This is a genomic window from Streptomyces sp. JL2001, from assembly GCF_050917515.1.
In the GTDB taxonomy this organism is placed as follows: Bacteria; Actinomycetota; Actinomycetes; order Streptomycetales; family Streptomycetaceae; genus Streptomyces.
Genome location: NZ_CP169421.1, coordinates 3538590 through 3558739, shown reverse-complemented (window position 1 = coordinate 3558739; position 20150 = coordinate 3538590). Strand labels below are relative to the sequence as shown.

General features: G+C 73.0%; 19 protein-coding genes. 8 read left to right on the top strand and 11 right to left on the bottom strand.

Translation table 11 applies throughout. The features are described 5' to 3' along the window. Window positions 1–139 precede the first annotated feature (139 nt). From ACE1OA_RS15705 to ACE1OA_RS15695, 3 genes are all read right to left on the bottom strand, one after another. Window positions 140–1351 (bottom strand): FAD-dependent monooxygenase, encoded by a 1212-nt coding sequence (locus ACE1OA_RS15705; RefSeq protein ID WP_356607104.1) that lies wholly within the window; start codon window positions 1349–1351, stop codon window positions 140–142. A gap of 66 nt (window positions 1352–1417) precedes the next feature. After that, entirely contained in the window at window positions 1418–2038 is a 621-nt protein-coding gene (locus tag ACE1OA_RS15700) for a response regulator transcription factor (RefSeq protein ID WP_356607102.1), read from the bottom strand. Continuing rightward, a complete protein-coding gene (locus ACE1OA_RS15695) occupies window positions 2035–3264 on the bottom strand; it encodes a sensor histidine kinase (protein WP_432752928.1) in 1230 nt (409 codons plus the stop codon). The genes ACE1OA_RS15700 and ACE1OA_RS15695 overlap by 4 nt, the downstream gene beginning before the upstream one ends. 165 nt (window positions 3265–3429) lie before the next feature. Between ACE1OA_RS15695 and ACE1OA_RS15690 the strand changes: the two genes are divergently transcribed. Continuing rightward, the gene (locus ACE1OA_RS15690; protein WP_356607098.1) at window positions 3430–3969 is read left to right on the top strand and encodes a GlcG/HbpS family heme-binding protein; all 540 of its coding nucleotides are present in this window, start codon (window positions 3430–3432) and stop codon (window positions 3967–3969) included. 289 nt (window positions 3970–4258) lie between these two features. Further along, complete coding sequence (locus tag ACE1OA_RS15685) at window positions 4259–5665, top strand: M1 family metallopeptidase (protein ID WP_432752927.1); 1407 nt, start codon at window positions 4259–4261, stop codon at window positions 5663–5665. 22 nt (window positions 5666–5687) lie between these two features. Here the strand turns inward: ACE1OA_RS15685 and ACE1OA_RS15680 are convergent, their stop codons facing one another. After that, window positions 5688–6200, bottom strand: coding sequence for a GNAT family N-acetyltransferase (locus tag ACE1OA_RS15680; protein WP_356607094.1), 513 nt, complete (start codon window positions 6198–6200; stop codon window positions 5688–5690). 208 nt (window positions 6201–6408) lie between these two features. Then, on the bottom strand, window positions 6409–6984 hold the full coding sequence (locus ACE1OA_RS15675) for a TerD family protein (protein ID WP_356607092.1): 576 nt from the start codon (window positions 6982–6984) through the stop codon (window positions 6409–6411). A gap of 150 nt (window positions 6985–7134) precedes the next feature. Here ACE1OA_RS15675 and arfB point away from each other — a divergent pair, with 150 nt between their 5' ends. Further along, window positions 7135–7599: an alternative ribosome rescue aminoacyl-tRNA hydrolase ArfB gene (arfB, locus tag ACE1OA_RS15670; RefSeq protein WP_147978551.1), complete on the top strand. Its 465-nt coding sequence runs from the start codon at window positions 7135–7137 to the stop codon at window positions 7597–7599. Window positions 7600–7654: 55 nt separating this feature from the next. Here the strand turns inward: arfB and ACE1OA_RS15665 are convergent, their stop codons facing one another. After that, window positions 7655–8221 carry a flavin reductase family protein gene (locus tag ACE1OA_RS15665; RefSeq protein WP_356607090.1) on the bottom strand — a complete coding sequence of 189 codons (567 nt, stop codon included), beginning with the start codon at window positions 8219–8221 and terminating at the stop codon, window positions 7655–7657. 326 nt (window positions 8222–8547) lie between these two features. On the opposite strand from ACE1OA_RS15665, the gene cdgB reads away from it, so the two are divergent. Both cdgB and ACE1OA_RS15655 read left to right on the top strand, forming a co-directional pair. Further along, window positions 8548–10191 carry a diguanylate cyclase CdgB gene (cdgB, locus tag ACE1OA_RS15660; protein WP_356607088.1) on the top strand — a complete coding sequence of 548 codons (1644 nt, stop codon included), beginning with the start codon at window positions 8548–8550 and terminating at the stop codon, window positions 10189–10191. A gap of 107 nt (window positions 10192–10298) precedes the next feature. Continuing rightward, window positions 10299–11270 (top strand): CBM35 domain-containing protein, encoded by a 972-nt coding sequence (locus tag ACE1OA_RS15655; protein WP_356607086.1) that lies wholly within the window; start codon window positions 10299–10301, stop codon window positions 11268–11270. A gap of 187 nt (window positions 11271–11457) precedes the next feature. Here the strand turns inward: ACE1OA_RS15655 and ACE1OA_RS15650 are convergent, their stop codons facing one another. The 3 genes from ACE1OA_RS15650 to ACE1OA_RS15640 all read right to left on the bottom strand — a co-directional run bounded on the left by ACE1OA_RS15650 (window position 11458) and on the right by ACE1OA_RS15640 (window position 14649). Next, complete coding sequence (locus tag ACE1OA_RS15650) at window positions 11458–12384, bottom strand: 1-phosphofructokinase family hexose kinase (RefSeq protein ID WP_432752926.1); 927 nt, start codon at window positions 12382–12384, stop codon at window positions 11458–11460. A 127-nt stretch (window positions 12385–12511) separates the two neighbouring features. Further along, the gene (gene nagA / locus ACE1OA_RS15645; protein WP_356607082.1) at window positions 12512–13657 is read right to left on the bottom strand and encodes an N-acetylglucosamine-6-phosphate deacetylase; all 1146 of its coding nucleotides are present in this window, start codon (window positions 13655–13657) and stop codon (window positions 12512–12514) included. Beyond that, window positions 13657–14649, bottom strand: coding sequence for an ROK family protein (locus ACE1OA_RS15640; protein ID WP_386543212.1), 993 nt, complete (start codon window positions 14647–14649; stop codon window positions 13657–13659). Before ACE1OA_RS15640 ends, nagA begins: the two co-directional genes overlap by 1 nt. A 218-nt stretch (window positions 14650–14867) precedes the next feature. Here ACE1OA_RS15640 and ACE1OA_RS15635 point away from each other — a divergent pair, with 218 nt between their 5' ends. The 3 genes from ACE1OA_RS15635 to otsB all read left to right on the top strand — a co-directional run bounded on the left by ACE1OA_RS15635 (window position 14868) and on the right by otsB (window position 17464). Beyond that, window positions 14868–16172, top strand: a complete 1305-nt coding sequence (locus ACE1OA_RS15635; RefSeq protein ID WP_432752925.1) for an ABC transporter substrate-binding protein — start codon at window positions 14868–14870, stop codon at window positions 16170–16172. A gap of 114 nt (window positions 16173–16286) precedes the next feature. Then, window positions 16287–16538, top strand: a complete 252-nt coding sequence (locus ACE1OA_RS15630) for a DUF3263 domain-containing protein (protein ID WP_147978544.1) — start codon at window positions 16287–16289, stop codon at window positions 16536–16538. An 83-nt stretch (window positions 16539–16621) separates the two neighbouring features. Beyond that, on the top strand, window positions 16622–17464 hold the full coding sequence (otsB, locus tag ACE1OA_RS15625) for a trehalose-phosphatase (protein ID WP_356778664.1): 843 nt from the start codon (window positions 16622–16624) through the stop codon (window positions 17462–17464). A gap of 209 nt (window positions 17465–17673) precedes the next feature. Here the strand turns inward: otsB and ACE1OA_RS15620 are convergent, their stop codons facing one another. Next, window positions 17674–18627, bottom strand: a complete 954-nt coding sequence (locus ACE1OA_RS15620; RefSeq protein ID WP_432752924.1) for an IS481 family transposase — start codon at window positions 18625–18627, stop codon at window positions 17674–17676. A 101-nt stretch (window positions 18628–18728) separates the two neighbouring features. Beyond that, complete coding sequence (locus ACE1OA_RS15615) at window positions 18729–20105, bottom strand: alpha,alpha-trehalose-phosphate synthase (UDP-forming) (RefSeq protein ID WP_384870317.1); 1377 nt, start codon at window positions 20103–20105, stop codon at window positions 18729–18731. Window positions 20106–20150: the final 45 nt, after the last annotated feature.

Below are 20150 nucleotides of genomic sequence, written 5' to 3'. Positions count from 1 at the left end.
CCCACGGCGGGCGGAGGGCGACCTCCGCCCGCCCGGGGATCCCGGCCCGGGCGGCACGGCGCGGAGACCGGCCCCCGGCCGAGGCTCCCGCCCTCCGTCCGGATCCGGCCCGGCCGCCGCCTCCGTGCCCGCTCCCGGTTCAGCCGCGCGTGCGGGCGTGCAGGGTCCGGGCCACCCGCGGGCCCAGCCAGCGCTTGAGACGGCGCAGCGGCTCCAGCTGGTCGGCCGCCTTGTCGATCCGGTAGTAGAGCTGCGGCGGGATGTGCGGGAGCAGCGGGGAGTGCCGCTGGCCGAGGAGCGCGAACATCTGGACCGGGGCCAGCCGCATGTAGCGCGGCAGGTTCTCGTACCAGCGGGCGCTGTAGCGGGCCGCGCTCTGCGCGGAGAGGAGTTCGGCGCGGCGGCGGCGCCCGTAGCGGCTCAGGGCCGCGTCGAGGTCCGCGGTGTCCTCGCGCAGCGCCTCGGCGAGGGCGAGGGCGTCCTCCAGGGCCAGCGTGGTGCCCGCGCCGATCGAGTAGTGCGTGGTGTGGGCGGCGTCGCCGAGCAGCACCAGGTTGCCGTGGTGCCAGGAGCGGTTCGTCAGCGTGCGGAAGTTCAGCCACTGCGCGCTGCCGCCGGCCTGCGCGCGGCCGATCAGCTCGTGGCCCTCCAGGAGGCCGACGAAGAGCTTCTCGAGCAGCGCCAGGCTGTCCGCCTCGTCGAGCCGGTCGAGTCCGAGCCCGGTCCAGGTCTCCGGCGAGCACTCCACGACGCAGGTCGACTGCTCCCCGCTGAAGCCGTAGGCGTAGCACCAGATCCAGCCGTGGTCCGTCTCCACGAAGGAGAAGGTGAAGGAGTCGAAGACCTTGGTGGTGCCGAGCCAGATGTACTGGTTGCGGCCGAGGACGGTCTCCGAGCCGAAGTGGGCGGCGTGGCGCTCGCGCAGCACGCTGTTCACCCCGTCGCCCGCGACGACCAGGTCGGCGTCGGCGAGCTCGTCGGCCGGATCGGTGATCTCGTGCTCGAACTCGACCCGTACGCCCAGGGATTCGGCCCGCTCGGTGAGCAGGGCCAGCATGGTGCGGCGGCCGATGCCGAAGCCCGCGTCGCCGCGGTGCACCGTGCGTTCCTCGCGGACGATGGCGACGCCGTCGGTCCAGGTGACCGACGCCGCGCTGATCGCCTCGGCGGATTCCGGGTCGCCGTCCCGCAGCTTGTCGAGCAGGCCGGCCCAGTAGGTGACGCCCCAGCCGTAGGTGGAGCCGGCCGGGTTTTTCTCGTAGACGGTGATCTCGTGGGACGGGTCCTGCCGCTTCATCAGGATCGCGAAGTACAGGCCCGCGGGCCCGCCTCCGACGCAGGCGATCTTCACGCGCGCTCCACGGGGGTGTTACACCTTGCGATGGACAGGCAACGCAGGGTAGCAGCGTGAGAGGGGTCAGGGGAGCAGTCGCTGTTCCTTGGCCACCGCGACGGCGCCGGCGCGGGTGTCGACGCCGAGCTTGGCGTAGATCCGGCCGAGGTGGGTCTTCACGGTCGCCTCGCTGATGAACAGCGCGCGGGCGATCTCGCGGTTTCCGAGGCCGTGCGCGAGCTGGCCGAGGATGTCCCGTTCGCGGTCGGTGAGGGCCGGCCGGGCCGCGCCGCGCATCCGGTCCATGACCCGGCTGGCGACCGGCGGGGACAGGGTGGTGCGGCCCTGGGCGGCGGAGTGGATCGCGGCGAACAGCTCCTCGGGGCGTTCCGCCTTCAGCAGGTAACCGGTGGCGCCCGCCTCGATGGCGCGGGTGATGTCCGCGTCCGTGTCGTAGGTGGTGAGGACGAGGACGTGCACGTCGGGGGAGGTGATGCGGCGGGTGGCCTCCACTCCGTCGATGCCCGCGCCCAGCTGGAGGTCCATCAGTACGACGTCGGGGCGCAGCTTGGCGGCCATCGCGACCGCCTCCTCGCCGCTGCCCGCCTCGCCGACGACCTCGATGTCCGGTTCGCTGCCGAGCAGCGCGAGCAGCCCGGCGCGGACGACGGCGTGGTCGTCGCAGAGCAGGATCCGTACCGTCACGGCGCGGCCTCCAGGGGGATCGCGGCCGAGAGCACGGTGCCCTCGCCGGGGGTGGACTCGATGGTGAGGGTGCCGCCGAGCTGCCGGGCCCGTACCCGCATCGCGGGCAGGCCGTGACCGCGCACGCCCCGGGCACCGCCCGCCTCGCCCGGCGTGTCGGGGCCGCGGGCGGCCCCGGGGTCGAATCCGCGGCCGTCGTCGGCGATGTCGAGGACGACCTGGTCGTCGAGGTAGGTCAGGGTCAGCGCGGCGGACGCGGCGCCGGCGTGCTCGCGGACGTTGGCGAGGGCGCCCTGGGCGATCCGCAGCAGCGCGGACTGCACCCGGTCGGGCAGCGGCACCGGAGCGCCGTCGACTCGGAACGCGGCGAACTCCCGGTCCGCGAGCGCGCGCAGCGCCTGCTCCAGACCGCCGCCCTCGGCGAGGTCGGCGGGCGCGAGGTCGTGGACGAAGCGCCGGGCCTCGGCCAGGTTGCGCTCGGCGATCGACTCGGCGGTACGCACGTGGCGGCGGGCGGTCGCCGGGTCGCCGTCCCACGTGCGGTCGGCTGCCTGGAGCAGCATCTGCTGGCTGGACAGGCCCTGGGCGAGGGTGTCGTGGATCTCCATCGACAGGCGCTGGCGTTCGGCGAGCGTGCCCTCGCGGCGTTCGGTGGCGGCCAGTTCGCGCCGGGTGCGGATCAGGTCGTCGATCAGCGCCCGCTGGCGGTCGGCCTGGCGCTGCGCGTGGACGAAGACCGCGGTGGCGATCGCGGCGACGGCCGGCGGGGCGACGATCAGGTTCGGGTCCCAGCCGCCGTGCGAGAGCTGGACCTGCGCGGCCACGACGAAGACGGTGAGCAGCGTGACCAGGACCAGGGCGGCGCGCGGCGGCAGGGTGCGCAGACCGGTGTAGAAGAGCGGCACGGCGCACCAGGCGAAGCTGGGCGCGAGGACGACCAGGACCATCCAGACGGCGACGACGGTGAAGAGCCAGGCGATCCGGCGCGGGGTGGCACGGGTGCCGAGGACCGGTCCCAGGAGGTAGAGGGCGGCGAGCGCGCCGGACAGCGCGACGATCCAGGGGCTGCGGTCCTCCCACGGGTGACGCAGCAGGAACCGCGCGAGGGACGCGCCCAGCAGGAGGAAGAAGGCGACGTGCATGACCCGCGCCAGCCAGCGGGCGTCCGGGTCCTGCTCCATCACGTGCCCTTCGAGAACGGTCCTGACCTGGGTGTACGTATCCATGGTGGCCCTGGTGGACCACCGCGGCATCAACCGATCGGCTGACAGGCGTGTCGCCCGTACCGCGCGGCGGAGGCATCCGCTCCGTCGACCGTGGGGGTCCGGATCCGGCCGGAGGATCGATGGCAGAGCGAAGGACCCCCGAAGCCCAGCCTGGAGGAACACCCCATGAAGAAGATCCTGATCGGTGCCGCCACCGCCGCCGTCGTCGCCGCCGGTACCTTCGGCGCCGTCTCCGCCAACGCCTCCGCCCCGGCCGCCGCGCCCGCCGCCGCCGTCAAGGCCGACGCCGCGAACAAGAACCTGCAGCAGTCCACGCACCTGACGATCGAGGCCGCGACGAAGGCCGCGCAGGCCACCCTCGACGCCGCCGAGGACGCCGGCCAGCGGGTGTCCGTCGCCGTCGTCGACCGCAACGGCAACACCGTCGTCACCCTCCGCGGCGACGGCGCCGGCCCGCAGTCCTACGAGTCGGCCGAGCGCAAGGCGTTCACCGCGGTCTCCTGGAACGCGCCGACCTCGGTGCTGGCCGGCCGCCTCGCCCAGGCGCCCCAGCTGAAGGACATCCCCGGCACCCTCTTCCTCGCCGGTGGCGCCCCCGTCACCGCCAAGGGCGCCCCGATCGCCGGCATCGGCGTCGCGGGTGCGCCGAGCGGCGACCTGGACGAGAAGTTCGCACAGGCGGGCGTCGCGGCCCTGGACCAGTAGGCGCCAGGGGTGCTCGTCACCCCTGCCCGCCGGTGGCGCCCCGGATCCCCGCCGGGCGCCACCGGGCACGTGGGCCGCACGGCACCGGGCGGCCGCTCCCCGCCGGCCGCCCGCCGGGCGCGGCGCCCCGGCCCGTACCGCCCGCCGGGCGCGGCGCCCCGGCCCGTACCGCCGTCACCACCCCGGCCCGCAGCGCCGTCACACCGCCCCGCGCGCGGAGCCGGTGCCTCCGTTCGTACACGGACGTCGGCGCCGCGCCGGCGCCCAGGTCGCTGCATAGGATCGGTGGGTGAGACACCGAAGCCGAGCCCGCATCGCCCCGTTCGCCGCGGCGGCGGCCCTGCTGATCCCGCTCACCGGCTGCACCGGCGCGGAGGACGGGCACGGCAGCGGGCACGGCACCCCGGGCGCCGCGGGACTGCGCGACCCGTACTTCCCGCGCATCGGCAACGGCGGCTACGACGTCCGGCACTACGCCCTGACCCTCGACTACGACCCCGCGCGTAACCATCTCGACGCCACCGCCGAGATCACCGCCCAGGCCACGCAGGACCTCAGCGCCTTCAACCTCGACCTGACCGGTCTCACCGTGCGCCGCGCCACCGTCGACGGCGCCGAGGCCGCCGCCGACCGGGCCGGCGACGAGCTGACCCTCCGGCCCCGCGACGGCATCGACCGGGGCGAGGTCTTCCGGACCGTCGTCACGTACTCCGGCACCCCGCGGAAGATGACCGACGCGGACGGCTCCGCCGAGGGCTGGCTGAAGACGAAGGACGGGGCGCTCGCGCTCGGCGAACCGATCGGCTCCATGGCCTGGTTCCCCGGCAACCACCACCCCTCCGACAAGGCGACCTACGACATCACCCTCACCGTCCCCGAGGGGCTGCGGGCCTTCTCCAACGGCGTGCGGACCTCGGAGCGGACCGTGGACGGCCGCACCACCGCCGTCTGGCACTCGGCGCAGCCGATGGCGAGCTACCTCGCGACGGTGGCCGTCGGCCGCTGGACGACGACGACCTCGACGACCCCCTCCGGCATCCCCGTGCTGACCGCCGCCGACCCCGCGGTCGCCGCCGGGAGCGCCGGGCTCATGGGCCGCATCCCCGAACTCCTCGCCTGGGAGCAGGAGAACTTCGGCCCGTACCCGTTCTCGTCGACCGGCGCGATCGTCGAGCAGGACGGTGACGCCGGCTACGCCCTGGAGACCCAGACCCGGCCGGTCTTCCCGCAGGGCTCCTTCGACGTCGGGACGCTGGTCCACGAGATGGCGCACCAGTGGTACGGCAACTCCGTCTCGCCCGCCACCTGGAAGGACATGTGGCTGAACGAGAGCTTCGCGACGTACGCGGAGTGGCTGTACGGGGAGGACTTCGAGGACACCCCGGCGCAGCGCAGCTTCGAGAAGGCCTTCGCCGAGGACGCGAACTGGGCGTTCCCGCCCGCCGAACCGCCGACGGCAGGCGACCTGTTCGCGCCGCCCGTGTACCAGCGGGGCGCGATGGTCCTGCACAAGATCCGGCAGACGGTCGGGGACGACACGTTCTACGAGATCCTCGCGGGCTGGCCTGCGAAGCACCGGCACGGCAACGCCTCCACCGAGGACTTCACGACCTACGTGGAGGACGTGGCGGGGGAGGACCTGAGCGATCTGTGGGACGTGTGGCTGTACGGGGACGACAAGCCGGACAAGCCCTGAGGGCGGCGCGGACCCCGGCCCGTCAGAGCGCCTTGCGCAGCACGACGCAAGGACGGCCGTGCGCGAGGTCCCGGCGCCGGTCGGTCTCCCGATAGCCGAGGGAGGTCCAGAAGGCGAGGGCCCGGGAGTTGTTCTCCAGGACGGCGAGGCACAGGCCCGTGCGGCCGGCGGCGCGGAAACGGTCCTCGACGAAGGCGGCGAGCCGGCTGCCGTGACCGCTGCGGTGGGCGCGGGCGTCGACCATCAGGAGCCCGATCCACGGATCCGGCCGGGCGGGGTCGGGGTGCGTGGCGAGGGTGACGGCGATCCCGACGAGGCGGCCCTCGGAACGGGCGAGCAGGACCTCGGTGCCGGGCTGCGCCAGCTCGTCGGCCAGGGAGGCGGCGACCTGCTCGGGGCGGATGTCGTCGGGGTCCGGGAAGTCCCCGCTGAGCTCCTGGAACGCGCGGTTCGACACGTAGAGCGCGGTGAGTTCGGTGAGCAGCGGGCCGGGGAGGGCGTGGGCCTCGCCGGGGGTGAGCGCTTCGACGATCATCCGGGACAGGGTAGGGCCCCGGCGTTCCTGCCGGGGCTCTCCTCATGCCGCTGGTGCGTCGCGGCGGGCGGCGGCGAGCCGACGCCCGCCGCCCGACGCCCGACGCCCGACGCCCGACGCCCGACGCCCGACGTCAGGAGTCGGGCGCCGGCGGTGCGCCCGCGGCGACGCGCACGCCGCGCGACCCGTGGGTCGCGGGACGCGTGCGTCAGATGCTGACGCCGAAGTCGCGGGCGATGCCCTCGAGGCCGGAGGCGTAGCCCTGGCCGACCGCGCGGAACTTCCACTCCGCGCCGTTGCGGTAGAGCTCGCCGAAGACCATGGCGGTCTCGACGGCGGCGTCCTCGGAGAGGTCGTAGCGCGCGATCTCGGCGCCGCCGGCCTGGTTGACGATGCGGATGTAGGCGTTGCGGACCTGGCCGAAGTTCTGCGAGCGGTTGACCGCGTCGTAGATGGAGACCGGGAAGACGATCTTGTCGACGTTCGCGGGGAGGCCGGCCAGGTTGACGTTGATCTGCTCGTCGTCGCCGCCGCCCTCGCCGGTGCGGTTGTCACCGGTGTGGACGATCGTCTGGTCCGGCGTCGACTTGTTGTTGAAGAAGACGAAGTGGGCGTCGGAGGCGACCTTGCCCGCCGGGTCCACGCCGATCGCGGAGGCGTCGAGGTCGAAGTCCGTGCCGGTGGTCGTGCGGACGTCCCAGCCGAGGCCCACGGTGACGGCGGTCAGGCCCGGAGCCTCCTTGGTCAGCGAGACATTGCCGCCCTTGGACAGGCTTACAGCCATGGGAAGTCCCTTTCTTCGTGTTCTTCATGCTTCGTGACGGGTGGTGTCGTCACACGGGATAACGCGGACGGTGCCGTGCCGGTTCCATCCGGGGGGCACGGCATGAAAAGAGGATGACGTGAGGGACCCGCCGCGGGGAACATGGATGACATGTCCGGTACCGAAGTACGGGGGCCCGGGGCGCGCCCCCCGGGGAAGCACCTCATCCGCGGCTCCGTCTCGCTGCCCGAGGCCGAGCTCATGTGGCGTTTCTCGCGGTCGTCGGGGCCGGGCGGGCAGCACGTGAACACGAGCGACTCGCAGGTGGAGCTCCGCTTCGACCTGGCGCGTACGGAGGCGCTGCCGGAGGTCTGGAAGGCGCGGGCGCTGGAGCGGCTGGCGTCACGGCTGGTCGGCGGGGTGCTGACGGTCCGGGCGTCGGACCACCGTTCGCAGTGGCGCAACCGCGAGACGGCGGCGGTCCGGCTCGCCGCGCTCCTGGCCGAGGCCACGGCCCCGCCCCCCAAGCCCCGGCGTGCGACGAAGATCCCGCGCGGGATCAACGAACGCCGGCTGCGCGTGAAGAAGCAGCGTGCGGAGACGAAGCGGGGCCGCCAGGGCCGCGACTGGTCCTGACCCGGTCCGCCGCGGCGCCGCCGAGGCCCGCACCCGGGCCTCCTCCGTCCCGGCCTCAGTCCAGCCGGCGGTACTTGCCGCGGAAGTACGTGAGCGGGCCCGCCTCCGAGGAGGGAAGCGCGGCCGTCAGGACGCGGGCGACCACCAGGGTGTGGTCGCCGGCGACCACGCGGGACTCCGTACGGCACTCCAGGGTGGCCAGCGCGCCGCCGATCAGGGGCGCGCCGCTCTCCTCGCCCCGGGTGTACGCGACGTCCTCGAAGAGGAGGCGGTCGCTGATCCGGCCCTTCATCGCGAAGCGGCCCGCGATGTGCCGCTGGCCGTCCGTGAGGACCGACACCGCCCAGACCGGGACCTCGGCCAGCAGGTCGTCCATGCGGGAGTCGTTGCGGAGGCTGACCAGGACCAGCGGCGGGTCCAGGGAGACCGACAGGAAGGCGGTCGCCGTCATGCCGACGTCCTCGCCGCGCGGGCCGTCGTCCGGGTCGTGGGCCGTCACCAGCACCACGCCCGCCGCGAGGCGGGACATCGCCGCCCGGAACTCGTCGTTGCTCACCCCCTCAGCATGAGGGATGGCCAGATCCGAGACGGGGGGCGAGGTGGGGATGGTCTTCTGCAGCACATTCGCACGCTAGTCCGCCGACCGCGCGTGCCACATCGGGCCGTGGGACCAGCCCGGGCCCCTCGCGGGTCCTAGGACCCGCCCCGGTCCCCGCCCCGGGGCCTGTCAGACCGCCCCGTTCCGGGCGCCCCCGACACCTCCCCGGGCGCCCGTTCCGCGCCCCCGCAACCCCACACCACCCTTTGTGACTTGAGTCACAGAGCCCAGTATTTGTTGACCCTGTGTACCGGGTGCACAGCTCGCTGTGATTCAGTGGCGGAGACAATGCAGCACGAGTGCCGATGAGAACCCTGGAGTTGCTGTCGAGGTCTCGGGGAGAGCGAGCGATGGAGACCGAGTCGGAGCCCTACGTCCGTCTTGCGACTCTGCGGCAGTTGCATCAGGTCGTCGCCGACCTCAATACAGCCCGCAGCCTGGCGGACACCCTGCAGACCGTCGCCGACGGCATCGTGGCCGGCCTCAACTATGAGCTGGCCTGCGTCAACCTCGTGCGCCCCGACGGAGACCTCGTCGTCGCCGCCTTCGCCGGCAGCCCCGCCGCCGAAGCCCTGATCACCGGACGCGTCGGCTCCCGCGCCTCCTGGGAACGCCGCCTGTCGATGGGCGTCGCCTGGGGCGACCTGCGCTTCATACCCCACACCGAGGGCTGGGTCCTCATCGAGGACGACGTCCCGCAGTGGCACACCGAGGGCCCCGCCCCGCGCTTCGAGGACGAGTGGCACCCGCACGACCGCCTCTACGCCCCCATGTACGCCTCCGGCTCCGGCCGCGAGCTCCTCGGCGTGATCTCCGTCGACCGGCCCCGCAACGGCAGGCACCCCGGCCCCTGGGGCCAGGAAGCCCTCCAGATGTACGCCTCCCAGTCGGCGATCGCGATCAGCAACGCCCGACTGCGGGCCAACATGCAGCGCGCCCTCGTCCGCCTGGAGCGCGAACAGCAGGCCCTGCGCGCCAGCGAGGAATCCTTCCGGCAGGCCTTCGAGTACGCCCCCTCCGGCATGGCCATCGCCGAGATGGGCGGCGACCAGCACGGCCGCCTGCTCCGCACCAACGACGCCCTCTGCCGGCTCCTCGGCCGCCCGGCGTCGATCATGCGCCGCTACTCCTTCGCCGACCTGGTCCACCCCGAGGACATCGGGACCCTGCTGCGGACCTCCGCCGAAGGCGGGCGCGCCGAGCTGCGCCTCGGCCGCCGCGACGGCACCTTCGTCTGGGTCTCCCTGCGCAACTCCGTCGTCGCCGACACCGCCGACGGCCCCCGCTTCCTGCTCACCCACGTCGAGGACATCGAGGAGCGCAAGCGCCACGAGCTCCAGCTCGCCCACCGCGCCTCGCACGACGCCCTCACCGGACTGCCCAACAGCGCCGAACTGCGCTCCCGACTCAGCGCCCGGATCTGCGAGCGCCCGAACGCCGCCCGGGCCACCGAGGCGGAGTATCTCGACGCCGGCTACGACGCGCCCTACGGCCACGAGCACGGGTTCGGATTCGGCGCGGCGGCCGGGGCCGGCGGCCCGTACGACCACCACGTCCACATCGTCGCCCCCTCCGGCGGCGAGGTCGACGACGGCACCAAGGGGCTCGCCGTCCTCTTCTGCGACCTCGACGGCTTCAAGTCGATCAACGACCGCTTCGGCCACCACACCGGTGACGCCGTCCTCATCGAGGTCGCCCGCCGCCTCACCACCGGCGTGCGCGACGGCGACACCGTCGCCCGGCTCGGCGGAGACGAGTTCGTCGTCCTCGCCGACGGCCTCGGCGCGGCGGACGCCGCCGACCTGGCCGTACGCCTGCGGAACGCGATCATCCCGCCGATCCGGGTCGACGGGCGGGCCGTCCGGGTGGGAGCGAGTTTCGGCATCGGCTGGGCCGAGTGCGGAATGACCGTCGAAGAGGTCCTGAACTCCGCCGACCAGCGGATGTACATCGAGAAGCGCTCCCGCTCCAAGATCCACCGCCGCGCCGGATAGCGCGCCGATCCAGGCCCGGATGTCAAGGACCGGATCGTCCGCTTCCCCGTTCGGGGTAGGCTCGGCCGGTCGGCGACGGCTGGCGAGCATGGATAGGAGTGACCCGGATGGCTGCCGGTAACGACGGCGCGAACACGCCCGAGAACGACGATCCGTTCGGCTACCTGTACGCGGACGGCCAGGCGGCGGGCGCCCAGCACCCCGGCCAGGCCGGCGGCTACGGCTACCCCGGACCGGCCGCGCAGCCGGGTGTCCCCAGAACGTCGTACAACCAGGTCAGGACGGTCGGCGAGCGCCAGTACGGCGGCGGACAGCCGGGCGCCCATGTGCCGCAGCAGGCGAACTACGGCGGCCAGCAGCAGTACGGCCAGTCGAACGCCCCCTACGCGGCGCCCGAGACCTACCCCGGCAGCGAGCGGACCCGCCAGGCCCCGCTGCCGCCCCAGCGCGGCCGCGGCCCCAACACCAAGGGGCTGCTGATCGGCGCGATCGCGGTCGTCGCGGTCGTCGTGATCGGCATCACCGCCGCCGTCATCAACAACAGCGGGGGCGACGAGGACAACGGCGGCGTCGCGGGCGGCAAGCCGAGCGACGGTGCGTCGCAGGTCACGGAGACCCCGAGCACCCAGCCCAGCGCGAAGCCCAGCCAGGCGGAGCTGCCCCAGCAGGACGCGGCCACCCTCAAGCTGGGCGGCACGGCGCTCCTCGCCAAGGACATCAAGGGCGCGGAGGGCGCGGACGGCGCCTACGTGACGGGCTTCAACGCCGTCGGTTCCTCAGTGACCTGGCAGGCCGACGTCGCCGAGGCGGGGAAGTACCGCCTGTACGTCCGCTACGCGATCCCGGCCGTGGACGCCAACGCGACCCTGGTCGTCAACGACAAGGCGAACAGCTCCCCGATCGGCCTCAAGAACTTCATCCACTCCACGGACCCGAACCTGGAGAAGAACTGGCAGACCACCTGGGCGCCGGTGACCCTCAAGGAGGGCACGAACACGATCAAGCTGGCGTGTGAGCAGGGCAACCAGTGCGACGCGGTCTTCGACTGGCTGAAGATCACACCGGAGTCGGGCGCCTGACAGGCGCCCCCGCCGGCTTCCGTCCGACGAACGGCCCCCCGGAACACGGTTCCGCGGGGGCCTTCGTCATGTGGTCCTCCGCATGCGGGCGCCCGTCGCGGGTCGTCCCGCCCGCCGTGTGCGGGCCACCCGTAAGGACCCGGCCGTCACCCCACCGGGGCCACGACCTCCGGCCACGATCACGGGGTCATGCCGCCGCGGCCTGCTCCGTCACCGTGACCCGGGGGAGTATCTCCTCGTACGCGCCCCGGTCGAACTCGCCCGCGACCGGCGACAGGACCGTCGCCGCCGACAGCGCCACCGCGCGCGCCAGCCGTTCCGGCCAGTCGAGGCCGTCGACCAGACCGGAGAGCAGACCCGCGACGGCCGAGTCGCCCGCGCCGGTGGGATTGCCCTTCACCGTGGCCGGGGGCGCCGCCCGCCACAGGCCGTCCCCGGTGGCCGCGAGCATGCCGTCGGGGCCGAGCGAGGACACCACCGCGTGCGCTCCGCGGCGGCGGGCGTCGCGGGTGGCCCGGTGCGGTTCGCGTGAGCCGGTGAGCGCCGCGAGCTCGTCGGCGTTCGGCTTGACCAGGTCCGGGCGGGCGGCGATGCCACGCCGCAGCGGTTCGCCGCTGGTGTCGAGGAGGACCGGGACGCCGGCGCCGCGGGCGAGGCGGACGAGTTCCGCGTACGCGCCGACGTGGATGCCGGGCGGCAGGCTGCCGCACAGGGCGACCGCCGAGGCGCCGGTGAGCAGCTGCGCGTAGCGGCCGGTGAAGACCGACCACTCGGTGGCGGTGATGGTGGGCCCCGGCTCGTTGAGCTGGGTGGTGTCGCCGGACGCGGTGTCGACGATGGCGACGGTGCGGCGGGTGGGTCCGGCGATCGGGACGAGTTCGTCGCGGACCCGGCCGCCGGCGAGGTGGGCCCGGAGCATGTCGCCGGTGGCGCCGCCCGCGAAGCCGGTGACGACCGTCTCGTGCCCGAGGGCGGCGAGGACGCGGGCGACGTTGAGGCCCTTGCCGCCGGGCCGTTCGATGACCTGGGTGACGCGGTGCGAGGCGTGCGGGGTCAGGGCGGGCACCCGGTACGTGAGATCCAGTGCCGTGTTGAGGGTGACCGTGAGAATCACCTGTTCACCCCCCGTACGCCGTGTCAAACGCCTGCCGTTCGCGCCCCGATCATGCCAAACGGAAGGCGGTAGGCCCAGTCCTCGGGCCTACCGCCTTTCGTTCGGCTTGAAACAATTCGTGGCAAAATCAGCCCACTTGGGGTTCAACCACCCAGGCGCCCTTGCGCATGACGCCCTTGAGGTCGAAGTTCCCGTCGAGGACCACCAGGTCGGCGTCCTTGCCGGGCTCCAGTGAGCCGACCCTGTCGTCGACTCCGAGCAGGCGCGCGGGGTTCGCGGAGATGGCCTCCACGACGGCTTCGACCGGCAGGCCGTCGATGGTGACCGCCCGCTTGAAGGCCCGGTCCAGGGTGAGGGTCGAGCCCGCGATGGAGCCGCCCTCGACGAGCCGCGCGACCCCGTCCTTCACCTCGACGGCCATCGGGCCGAGGGAGTAGCGCCCGTCGCCGAAGCCCGCCGCGTCCATCGCGTCGGTGATGAACGCGACGCGACCCGCGCCCGCGTGATGGAACGCCAGTTCCAGCGCCGCGGGGTGCAGGTGCGTGCCGTCGTTGATGAGCTCGACCGTGATCCGCTCGTCCTCCAGCAGCGCGGCGATCGGGCCGGGCGCGCGGTGGCCGAGGGCGGGCATCGCGTTGAAGAGGTGGGTCGCCACGGTCGCGCCCGCGTCGATGGCCGCACGCGTCTGCTCGTACGTCGCGTCGGTGTGGCCGATGGCGGCGATCACGCCGTGCTCGGCGAGCAGCCGTACGGAGTCGATGCCGCCGGGCAGCTCGGTCGCGAGCGTCACCATCCGGGCCTGGCCGCGGGCCGCGTCGATCAGCTTGCGCACCTCGGCCGGGTCGGGGTCGCGCAGCAGCGTCTCGTCGTGGGCGCCCTTGCGGCACGGCGAGATGAACGGGCCCTCGAAGTGCAGGCCGGCGATCTCGCCCTGCTCCGCCAGTTCGGAGAGCAGGCCGGCCCGGCGGCCGAGGAAGTCCATGTCGCCCGTGACGAAGGAGGCGACGACGGTGGTGGTGCCGTGCAGGCGGTGGGTGTGGACGCCGTGGAGGACCTCGTCGACCGTGCCCGAGGTGAAGGAGGTGCCGCCGCCGCCGTGGTTGTGCATGTCGACGAAGCCGGGGACGACCCAGTGGCCGCTCAGGTCGACGGAGGGCGTCTCGGCGGGGGTGCTGCCCGCGATGCGGCCGTTCTCGACGATCACGCGTCCGTTCTCGACGATCCCGGTCGGCAGCACCACGCGGGCGCCGGCGAGAACCTTGCGATCGGCCATCAGGCGGATACCTCCGAGTCGGACTCGTTGTGGGTGGAGCGCTGGTGGGCGGGCCCCTCGGCGAGGGGGCCCCGGTCGGCGAGCAGGTCCCAGGCGAGCAGGCCCGCGCCGAGGCAGCCGGCGGTGTCTCCGAGGGCCGCCGGCACGATGGCGGGCAGCTTCTGGAAGGTGACGCGTTCCTCCACCGCGGCCCGCAGGGGTGTGAACAAGGTTTCCCCGGCCTCGGCGAGACCGCCACCGATGATGAGCGTGCGGGGGTCCAGCAGGGTGAGGGCGGTGACCAGTCCGTCGGCGAGCGCGTCGACGGCGTCCTGCCACACCCGTACGGCGGTCGCGTCGCCGGACTCGACCGCCTTGGCGCAGTCGGCGGCGTCCGCCTCGGGGTCGCCGGATGCCTCGGCCCAGGCGAGGGAGACGGCGGAGGCGGAGGCGTAGCGCTCCAGGCAGCCGCGCTGGCCGCAGCCGCAGTCGGTGCCGCCGGGGCGCACGACGATGTGGCCGATCTCGCCGGCGTAGCCGTGGGCGCCGGCCTCGATGGCGCCGCCGATGCCGATGGCGCCGGCGATGCCCGTGCCGAGGGGCACGAAGAGGAAGCGGTCGGCGCCGTTGCCCGCGCCGATCCGGCCCTCGGCGAGGCCGCCGGTGCGGACGTCGTGACCGAGGGCCACGGGGGCTCCGTCGAGGCGGTCGCTGAGCAGGGCACGCATCGGGACGTCCCGCCAGCCGAGGTTGGCGGCGTAGACGGCGATGCCGTTCTCGGCGTCGACGATGCCGGGGACGGCGACGCCCGCGGCGGCGGCGGGCTGTCCGTACCGCTCCAGGCCGTGGGCCCGCAGCTCCGCCGCGAAGCCGAGGATCGTCTCCACCACGGCCTCGGGGCCGCGCTCGCGCCCGGTGGCGCGGCGTGCCTCGTGGAGCAGTGTGCCGTCCGCCCCGACGAGGGCGGCCTTCATGCCGGTGCCGCCCACATCGAGGGCGATGACGTGTCTCACGCGGGACAGTCTCGCGCGTGAACCGCATAAAGGTCTAGTCCACTGGGTGAAGATTGTTGCGCGAGCATACAAATTCATGCGGAGCGGGGCGCCCCGACGGCCGGCCGGCGGCGTCCACCCGCCGGTCGGGCGCCTGCTTCCGTAGGTGCGCGCGTTGCGAAAGCGATACCCGAGTGGTGTAGACCTCATGCCTTTTTCCGGGAGAAGATCGCACCTCGATGACGAGCAGAGGGTGGGGCAGAGCTGTGCAGCGGCGATACCTTGGACTGACCGCGACCGTCGCCGCACTCGGCCTGAGCGCCGTGCTGTCCGGCTGCGGTCTCATCGACGGCGGCGAGGCCGCCGGCGACGTGACCCTCAAGCTCGTCGCCGCCGACTACGACCTCAACGGCGGCGACACCACCAAGCAGTACTGGGCCGGACTCGCCAAGGCGTACGAGGCCGCGCACCCGGGCGTGAAGATCGACGTCCGGGTCGAGTCCTGGGACGACATCGACCGCAAGGTCGCCGAGATGGTCGCCGCGGACGACGCCCCCGACATCGCCCAGATCGGCGGCTACGCCGACTACGCGGACGCCGGTGAGCTCTACTCGGCGGACGAGCTGCTCTCCATCCCCGTCCAGGCGAACTTCCTCGCCCCGCTCGTCGACGCCGGCGAGATGAAGCGCATCCAGTACGGCATGCCGTTCGTCGCCTCCACCCGCCTGCTCTTCTACAACCGGACCCTCTTCGAGAAGGCCGGCATCACCAGGCCGCCGGCGAGCTGGGCCGAACTCGCCGCCGACGCCGAGAAGCTGAAGGACGACGACGTCCCGTACCCCTTCGCGCTGCCGCTCGGCCCGGAGGAGGCGCAGGCCGAGTCGATGATGTGGATGCTCAGCGGTGGCGCGGGCTACACCGACCTCACCGACCACTACAAGATCGACTCCGAGCAGAACGTCCACACCTTCGAGTGGCTCAAGGAGAACCTGGTCGAGAAGGACCTGACCGGCCCGATCGCCCCCGCCAAGCTGAACCGCAAGCAGGCGTTCGCCGCCTTCACCCGCGGCGAGGTCGGCATGCTCAACGGCCACCCCTCGCTGATGCAGGAGGCCGAGAAGAAGGGCGTCAAGGTCGGCAAGGTCGCGCTGCCCGGCATCGAGGGGAAGTCCAAGGCGTCCATGGGCGTCGCCGACTGGATCATGGGCTTCAAGCAGAACGGTCACCGCAAGGAGATCGGCAACTTCCTGAACTTCGTCTTCAGCGACGCGAACGTCCTGAAGTTCGCGGGTGACAACGATCTGCTGCCCGTCACCGTCAGCGCGTCCGCGGCGATGCAGGAGTCCCCCGAGCACGAGAGCCTGCGGGAGTTCCTGAAGGAGCTGCCGGACTCGCAGCTCCCGCCGGTCGGCAAGACCTCCTGGGCGAAGGTCAGCGACAGCGTCAAGAAGAACATCGGCAAGGCCGTCGCGCCGGGGCACACCCCCTCGGAGGTCCTCGGGAAGATCGCGCAGGACGCGTCGACGGCGGAGAGCGCGGAGTAGCGGCGGCCCTGCCCCCGGGCCGGGCGGTCCCGTCCCGGGGGCCCTGGCCCCTGCGGGTCCCGGTCCCACGACCGGGGGAGCCGGGCCGGGCGGCGACCGCATAAGTTGGGTCGTATGACCATCGATGACGGAGCCGAGCCCGGCGGCCTCGGAGAGCGCGAGCGCGCCGTCCTCGCCGTGGAACGCCGCTCCTGGCCCGGCCCCGGCGCCAAGGAAAGGGCCGTGCGCGAACAGCTCGGCCTGTCGCCCACGCGCTACTACCAGCTCCTCAACGCCCTCCTGGACGACCCGCGCGCCCTGGCCCACGACCCGGTGACGGTCAACCGCCTGCGCCGGGTCCGCGCGGAGAAGGAGCAGCGCCGCTGAGCCGGCGGGCCCGACCCGGCCGGAAGCCCGCGGCTCTTGCCGACACCGTCGCCCCGGGCGCGCTCCCTCGGTAGGGTCGTCCTATGGTCAGCCTTCCGCACCCGACCACACCCGCCGGCCGCGACGGCCTCGCCGCGCTCCTCGCGCGGCCCGAGAAAGCCGTCGTCGCCCTCGACTTCGACGGGACGCTCGCCGAGATCGTCCCCGACCCCGAACAGGCCCGCGCCCACCCCGGCGCCGTGCCCGCCCTCTCCGCCCTGGCCCCCCGCGTCGCCTCCGTCGCGGTGGTCACCGGCCGCCCCGCGGGCGTGGCGGTGCGCTACGGCGGTTTCGCCGGGGTCCCCGGACTGGAACACCTCGTGGTCCTCGGCCACTACGGCGCCGAACGCTGGGACGCCGTCACCGGCACCGTCCACGCCTCCGCCCCGCACCCCGGAGTGGCCGCCGTCCGCGCCGAACTCCCCGGCTTCCTGGACGGCATCGGCGCCTGGCCCGGCACCTGGATCGAGGAGAAGGGGCGCGCCGTCGCCGTCCACACCCGCCGCTCCACCGACCCGCAGGCCGCGTTCGAGGCGCTCAAGGCCCCGCTCGGCGACCTCGCCGCCCAGCACGGCCTGGTCCTCGAACCGGGCCGCATGGTGCTGGAACTGCGCCCCCCGGGCATGGACAAGGGCGTCGCCCTCGCGGAGTACGTCCGGGAGGTGGGCGCCGAGTCCGTCCTGTACGCGGGCGACGACCTCGGTGACCTGCCGGCCTACGCGGCCGTGGAGAAGCTCCGCTCGAACGGCACGCCCGGCCTGCTGGTCTGCAGCGGCTCGGCGGAGGTCCCGGAACTGTCCGAGCGCGCCGACCTCTCGGTCCCCGGCCCGGCGGCCGTCGTCGGCTTCCTGACGGACCTCGCGCAGGCGGTCCGGGACGCCCGCTGAGCACCCGGCTCACGGCCGCCCGGGATCCCACCGGGCGGCCGGCGCCTAGGTCCTGTCAGGGCGATCTTCTCGGGCCCGCGACGACGGCTGCGGCGTCTCGCGGCGTTGTCGGAGTCGCCCGAGTACGCCCAGTACGAGGGCGATCCTCCGCCTTGCGATACACCACATCCGACGCCGCGGCCGGTCCTCGAAGATCGCCCGGACAGGACCTAGGTGTATTGACTCGCAGGGTTGTTCACACGGGTGATGGGCGGTTTGCCGCCGAGTGCGGTGTGGCAGCGGTGGTGGTTGTAGGTGTGGAGGAAGTCTGCCAGGGCTTCGGTGCGCTCGTTGTTTGAGGTGTAGGGCTTCAGGTAGGCCCATTCGTCGAGCAGGGTGCGGTTGAAGCGTTCGACCTTGCCGTTGGTCTGCGGCCGGTAGGCACGGGTCAGCTTTCCGGTCGCACCGAGCTCGGCGAGGGCGTTTTTCCAGGCCAGGCCCTTGCGGTAGGCCCAGGCGTTGTCGGTCAGGACCCGCTCGATGTGGTCGATGCCGTGGCTGTGGAAGAAGGCGGCCGCGCGGGTCAGGAAGCCTGCGCAGGTCGCGACCTTCTCGTCGCTGTGGATCTCGCTGTAGGCGAGGCGGGAGTGGTCGTCGACGGCGGAGTGCACGTAGTCGAAGCCCATGCCGCGGATCGGCCGGCCGGCCTCGCGGCCGTTGGTCTTGTGGCCGCCGCCGTCGGGGATCCGGCCGAGTTTCTTCACGTCCACGTGGATCAGTTCGCCGGGCCGGTCGCGTTCGTATCGGCGGATCACCGTGCCGGTCGGCCGGTCCAGCCATGTGAGCCGGTGCAGGTGGTAGCGGGTGAGGATGCGGTGGACGGTGGAGGCGGGCAGGCCCAGGATCGGGCCGATCCGGGCGGGTCCGAGTTTGCGGTCCCGGCGCAGGTCGCAGACCCGGGCCTCGATCGCCGGCGGGGTCCGGTGCGGTGTCGAGTGCGGGCGGCTGGAACGGTCGTGCAGCCCGGCCTGTCCCTCGGCTCGCCAACGGCGGATCCATTTGTGGGCGGTGGCCCGGGAGATGCCCATCTCGGCCGCGACATGAGCGACCGGACGGCCCGATTCGACACGTTCGACCAGCAGTCGTCTCCCGAAGACGGTCAGTCGGGCATTACGGTGGGACACGAAGGCCTCCGTGCGGTGAAGATTCGACACCTCCACCACACACGGGGGCCTTCGCCATGTTCAAGACCCAACCGTGTCAACAACGTCCGTGATCAATACACCTAGGTCCTGTCGGCCCGCAGCGCTTCCAGCTGCGTCAGGAACCACTGCTGCGGCGGCAGGGCCGTCGCCGCGGCGGCCAGGCGCTTGGTGCGCTCCGCCCGCTCCGGACCGCCCATCGTCAGGGCCTCGTGCAGGGCGTGCGCCGTGCCCGTCACGTCGTACGGGTTGACCGTGATCGCGTCCTCGCCCAGCTCCTCGTGGGCACCCGCCTCCCGGGACAGGACCAGCGCGCAGCCCTCGTCGGAGACGACCGGGACCTCCTTCGCGACCAGGTTCATGCCGTCCCGGATGGGGTTGACCAGGGCCACGTCCGCCAAGCGGTACGCGGCGAGCGAGCGGGCGAAGTCGTCCTTCACGTGCAGGACGACCGGGGTCCAGTCGTCCGTCCCGTAACGGGCGTTGACCACGGCGGCGACCCGGCCGACCTCCTCGGTGTAGGCGCGGTAGACCGCCAGGTCCTGCCGGGAGGGGTAGGCGAAGGCCACGTGCACCACCCGGCCGTGCCACTCGGGATGCTCCTCCAGGAGCGTCCGGTAGGCGTGCATACCCCGCACGATGTTCTTCGACAGCTCCGTCCGGTCCACCCGGAGGATCACCCGGCGACCGGGTCCGACCTGCTCCCGCAGCGCCGCGAGGCGTTCCTCCACGTCCGGCCGCCGGGACCGCTCCCGCAGGAAGTCCGCGTCCGCGCCGAGCCCGTACACCCCGAGCCGCGTGTCACCCGTGCCGCCCACCTCCGCCGCGCAGCAGGCCGCGAAGGCGTCCGCCCAGCGCCGGGTCAGGAAGCCCAGCCGGTCGGCGCCCAGCATCCCCCGCAGGAGCTGCCGCGCGATGTCGTCCGGCAGCATCCGGAAGTACTCCGGCGGCGCCCAGGGCGTGTGCGAGAAGTGCGCGATGCGCAGGTCGGGGCGGAGTTCGCGGAGCATCCCCGGCACCAGCGCCAGGTGGTAGTCCTGCACCAGGACGCAGGCGCCGTCGTCCGCCTCGTCCGCCAGCGCCCGGGCGAAGGCGCGGTTGTACGTCTCGTACGACGCCCACCGGCGCCGGAACTCCGCGTCGAAGACCGGCTCCAGCGGGGTCTGGTAGAGCATGTGGTGGACGAACCAGAGCACCGAGTTCGCGATGCCGTTGTACGCGTCGGCGTGGACGTCGGGGTCGATGCCGAGCATCCGTACGCCCGGCTCGCCGATCCCGCGCCGGACCGCCTCCCGGTCGCCGTCGCCGAGTGCCGCGCACACCCACACGCTGTCCTCGGACGACACGGCGCTCAGCCCGGAGACCAGACCGCCACCGCCCCGCCGGGCGTCGAGCGCGCCGTCCTCGCCCACGGCGTACGAGACGGGTCCTCGGTTGGAAGCCACCAGCACAGAAGCCATGTGGCGAACCTAGCCCGTCCCGGAAACGCTCAAACGTACGTATAC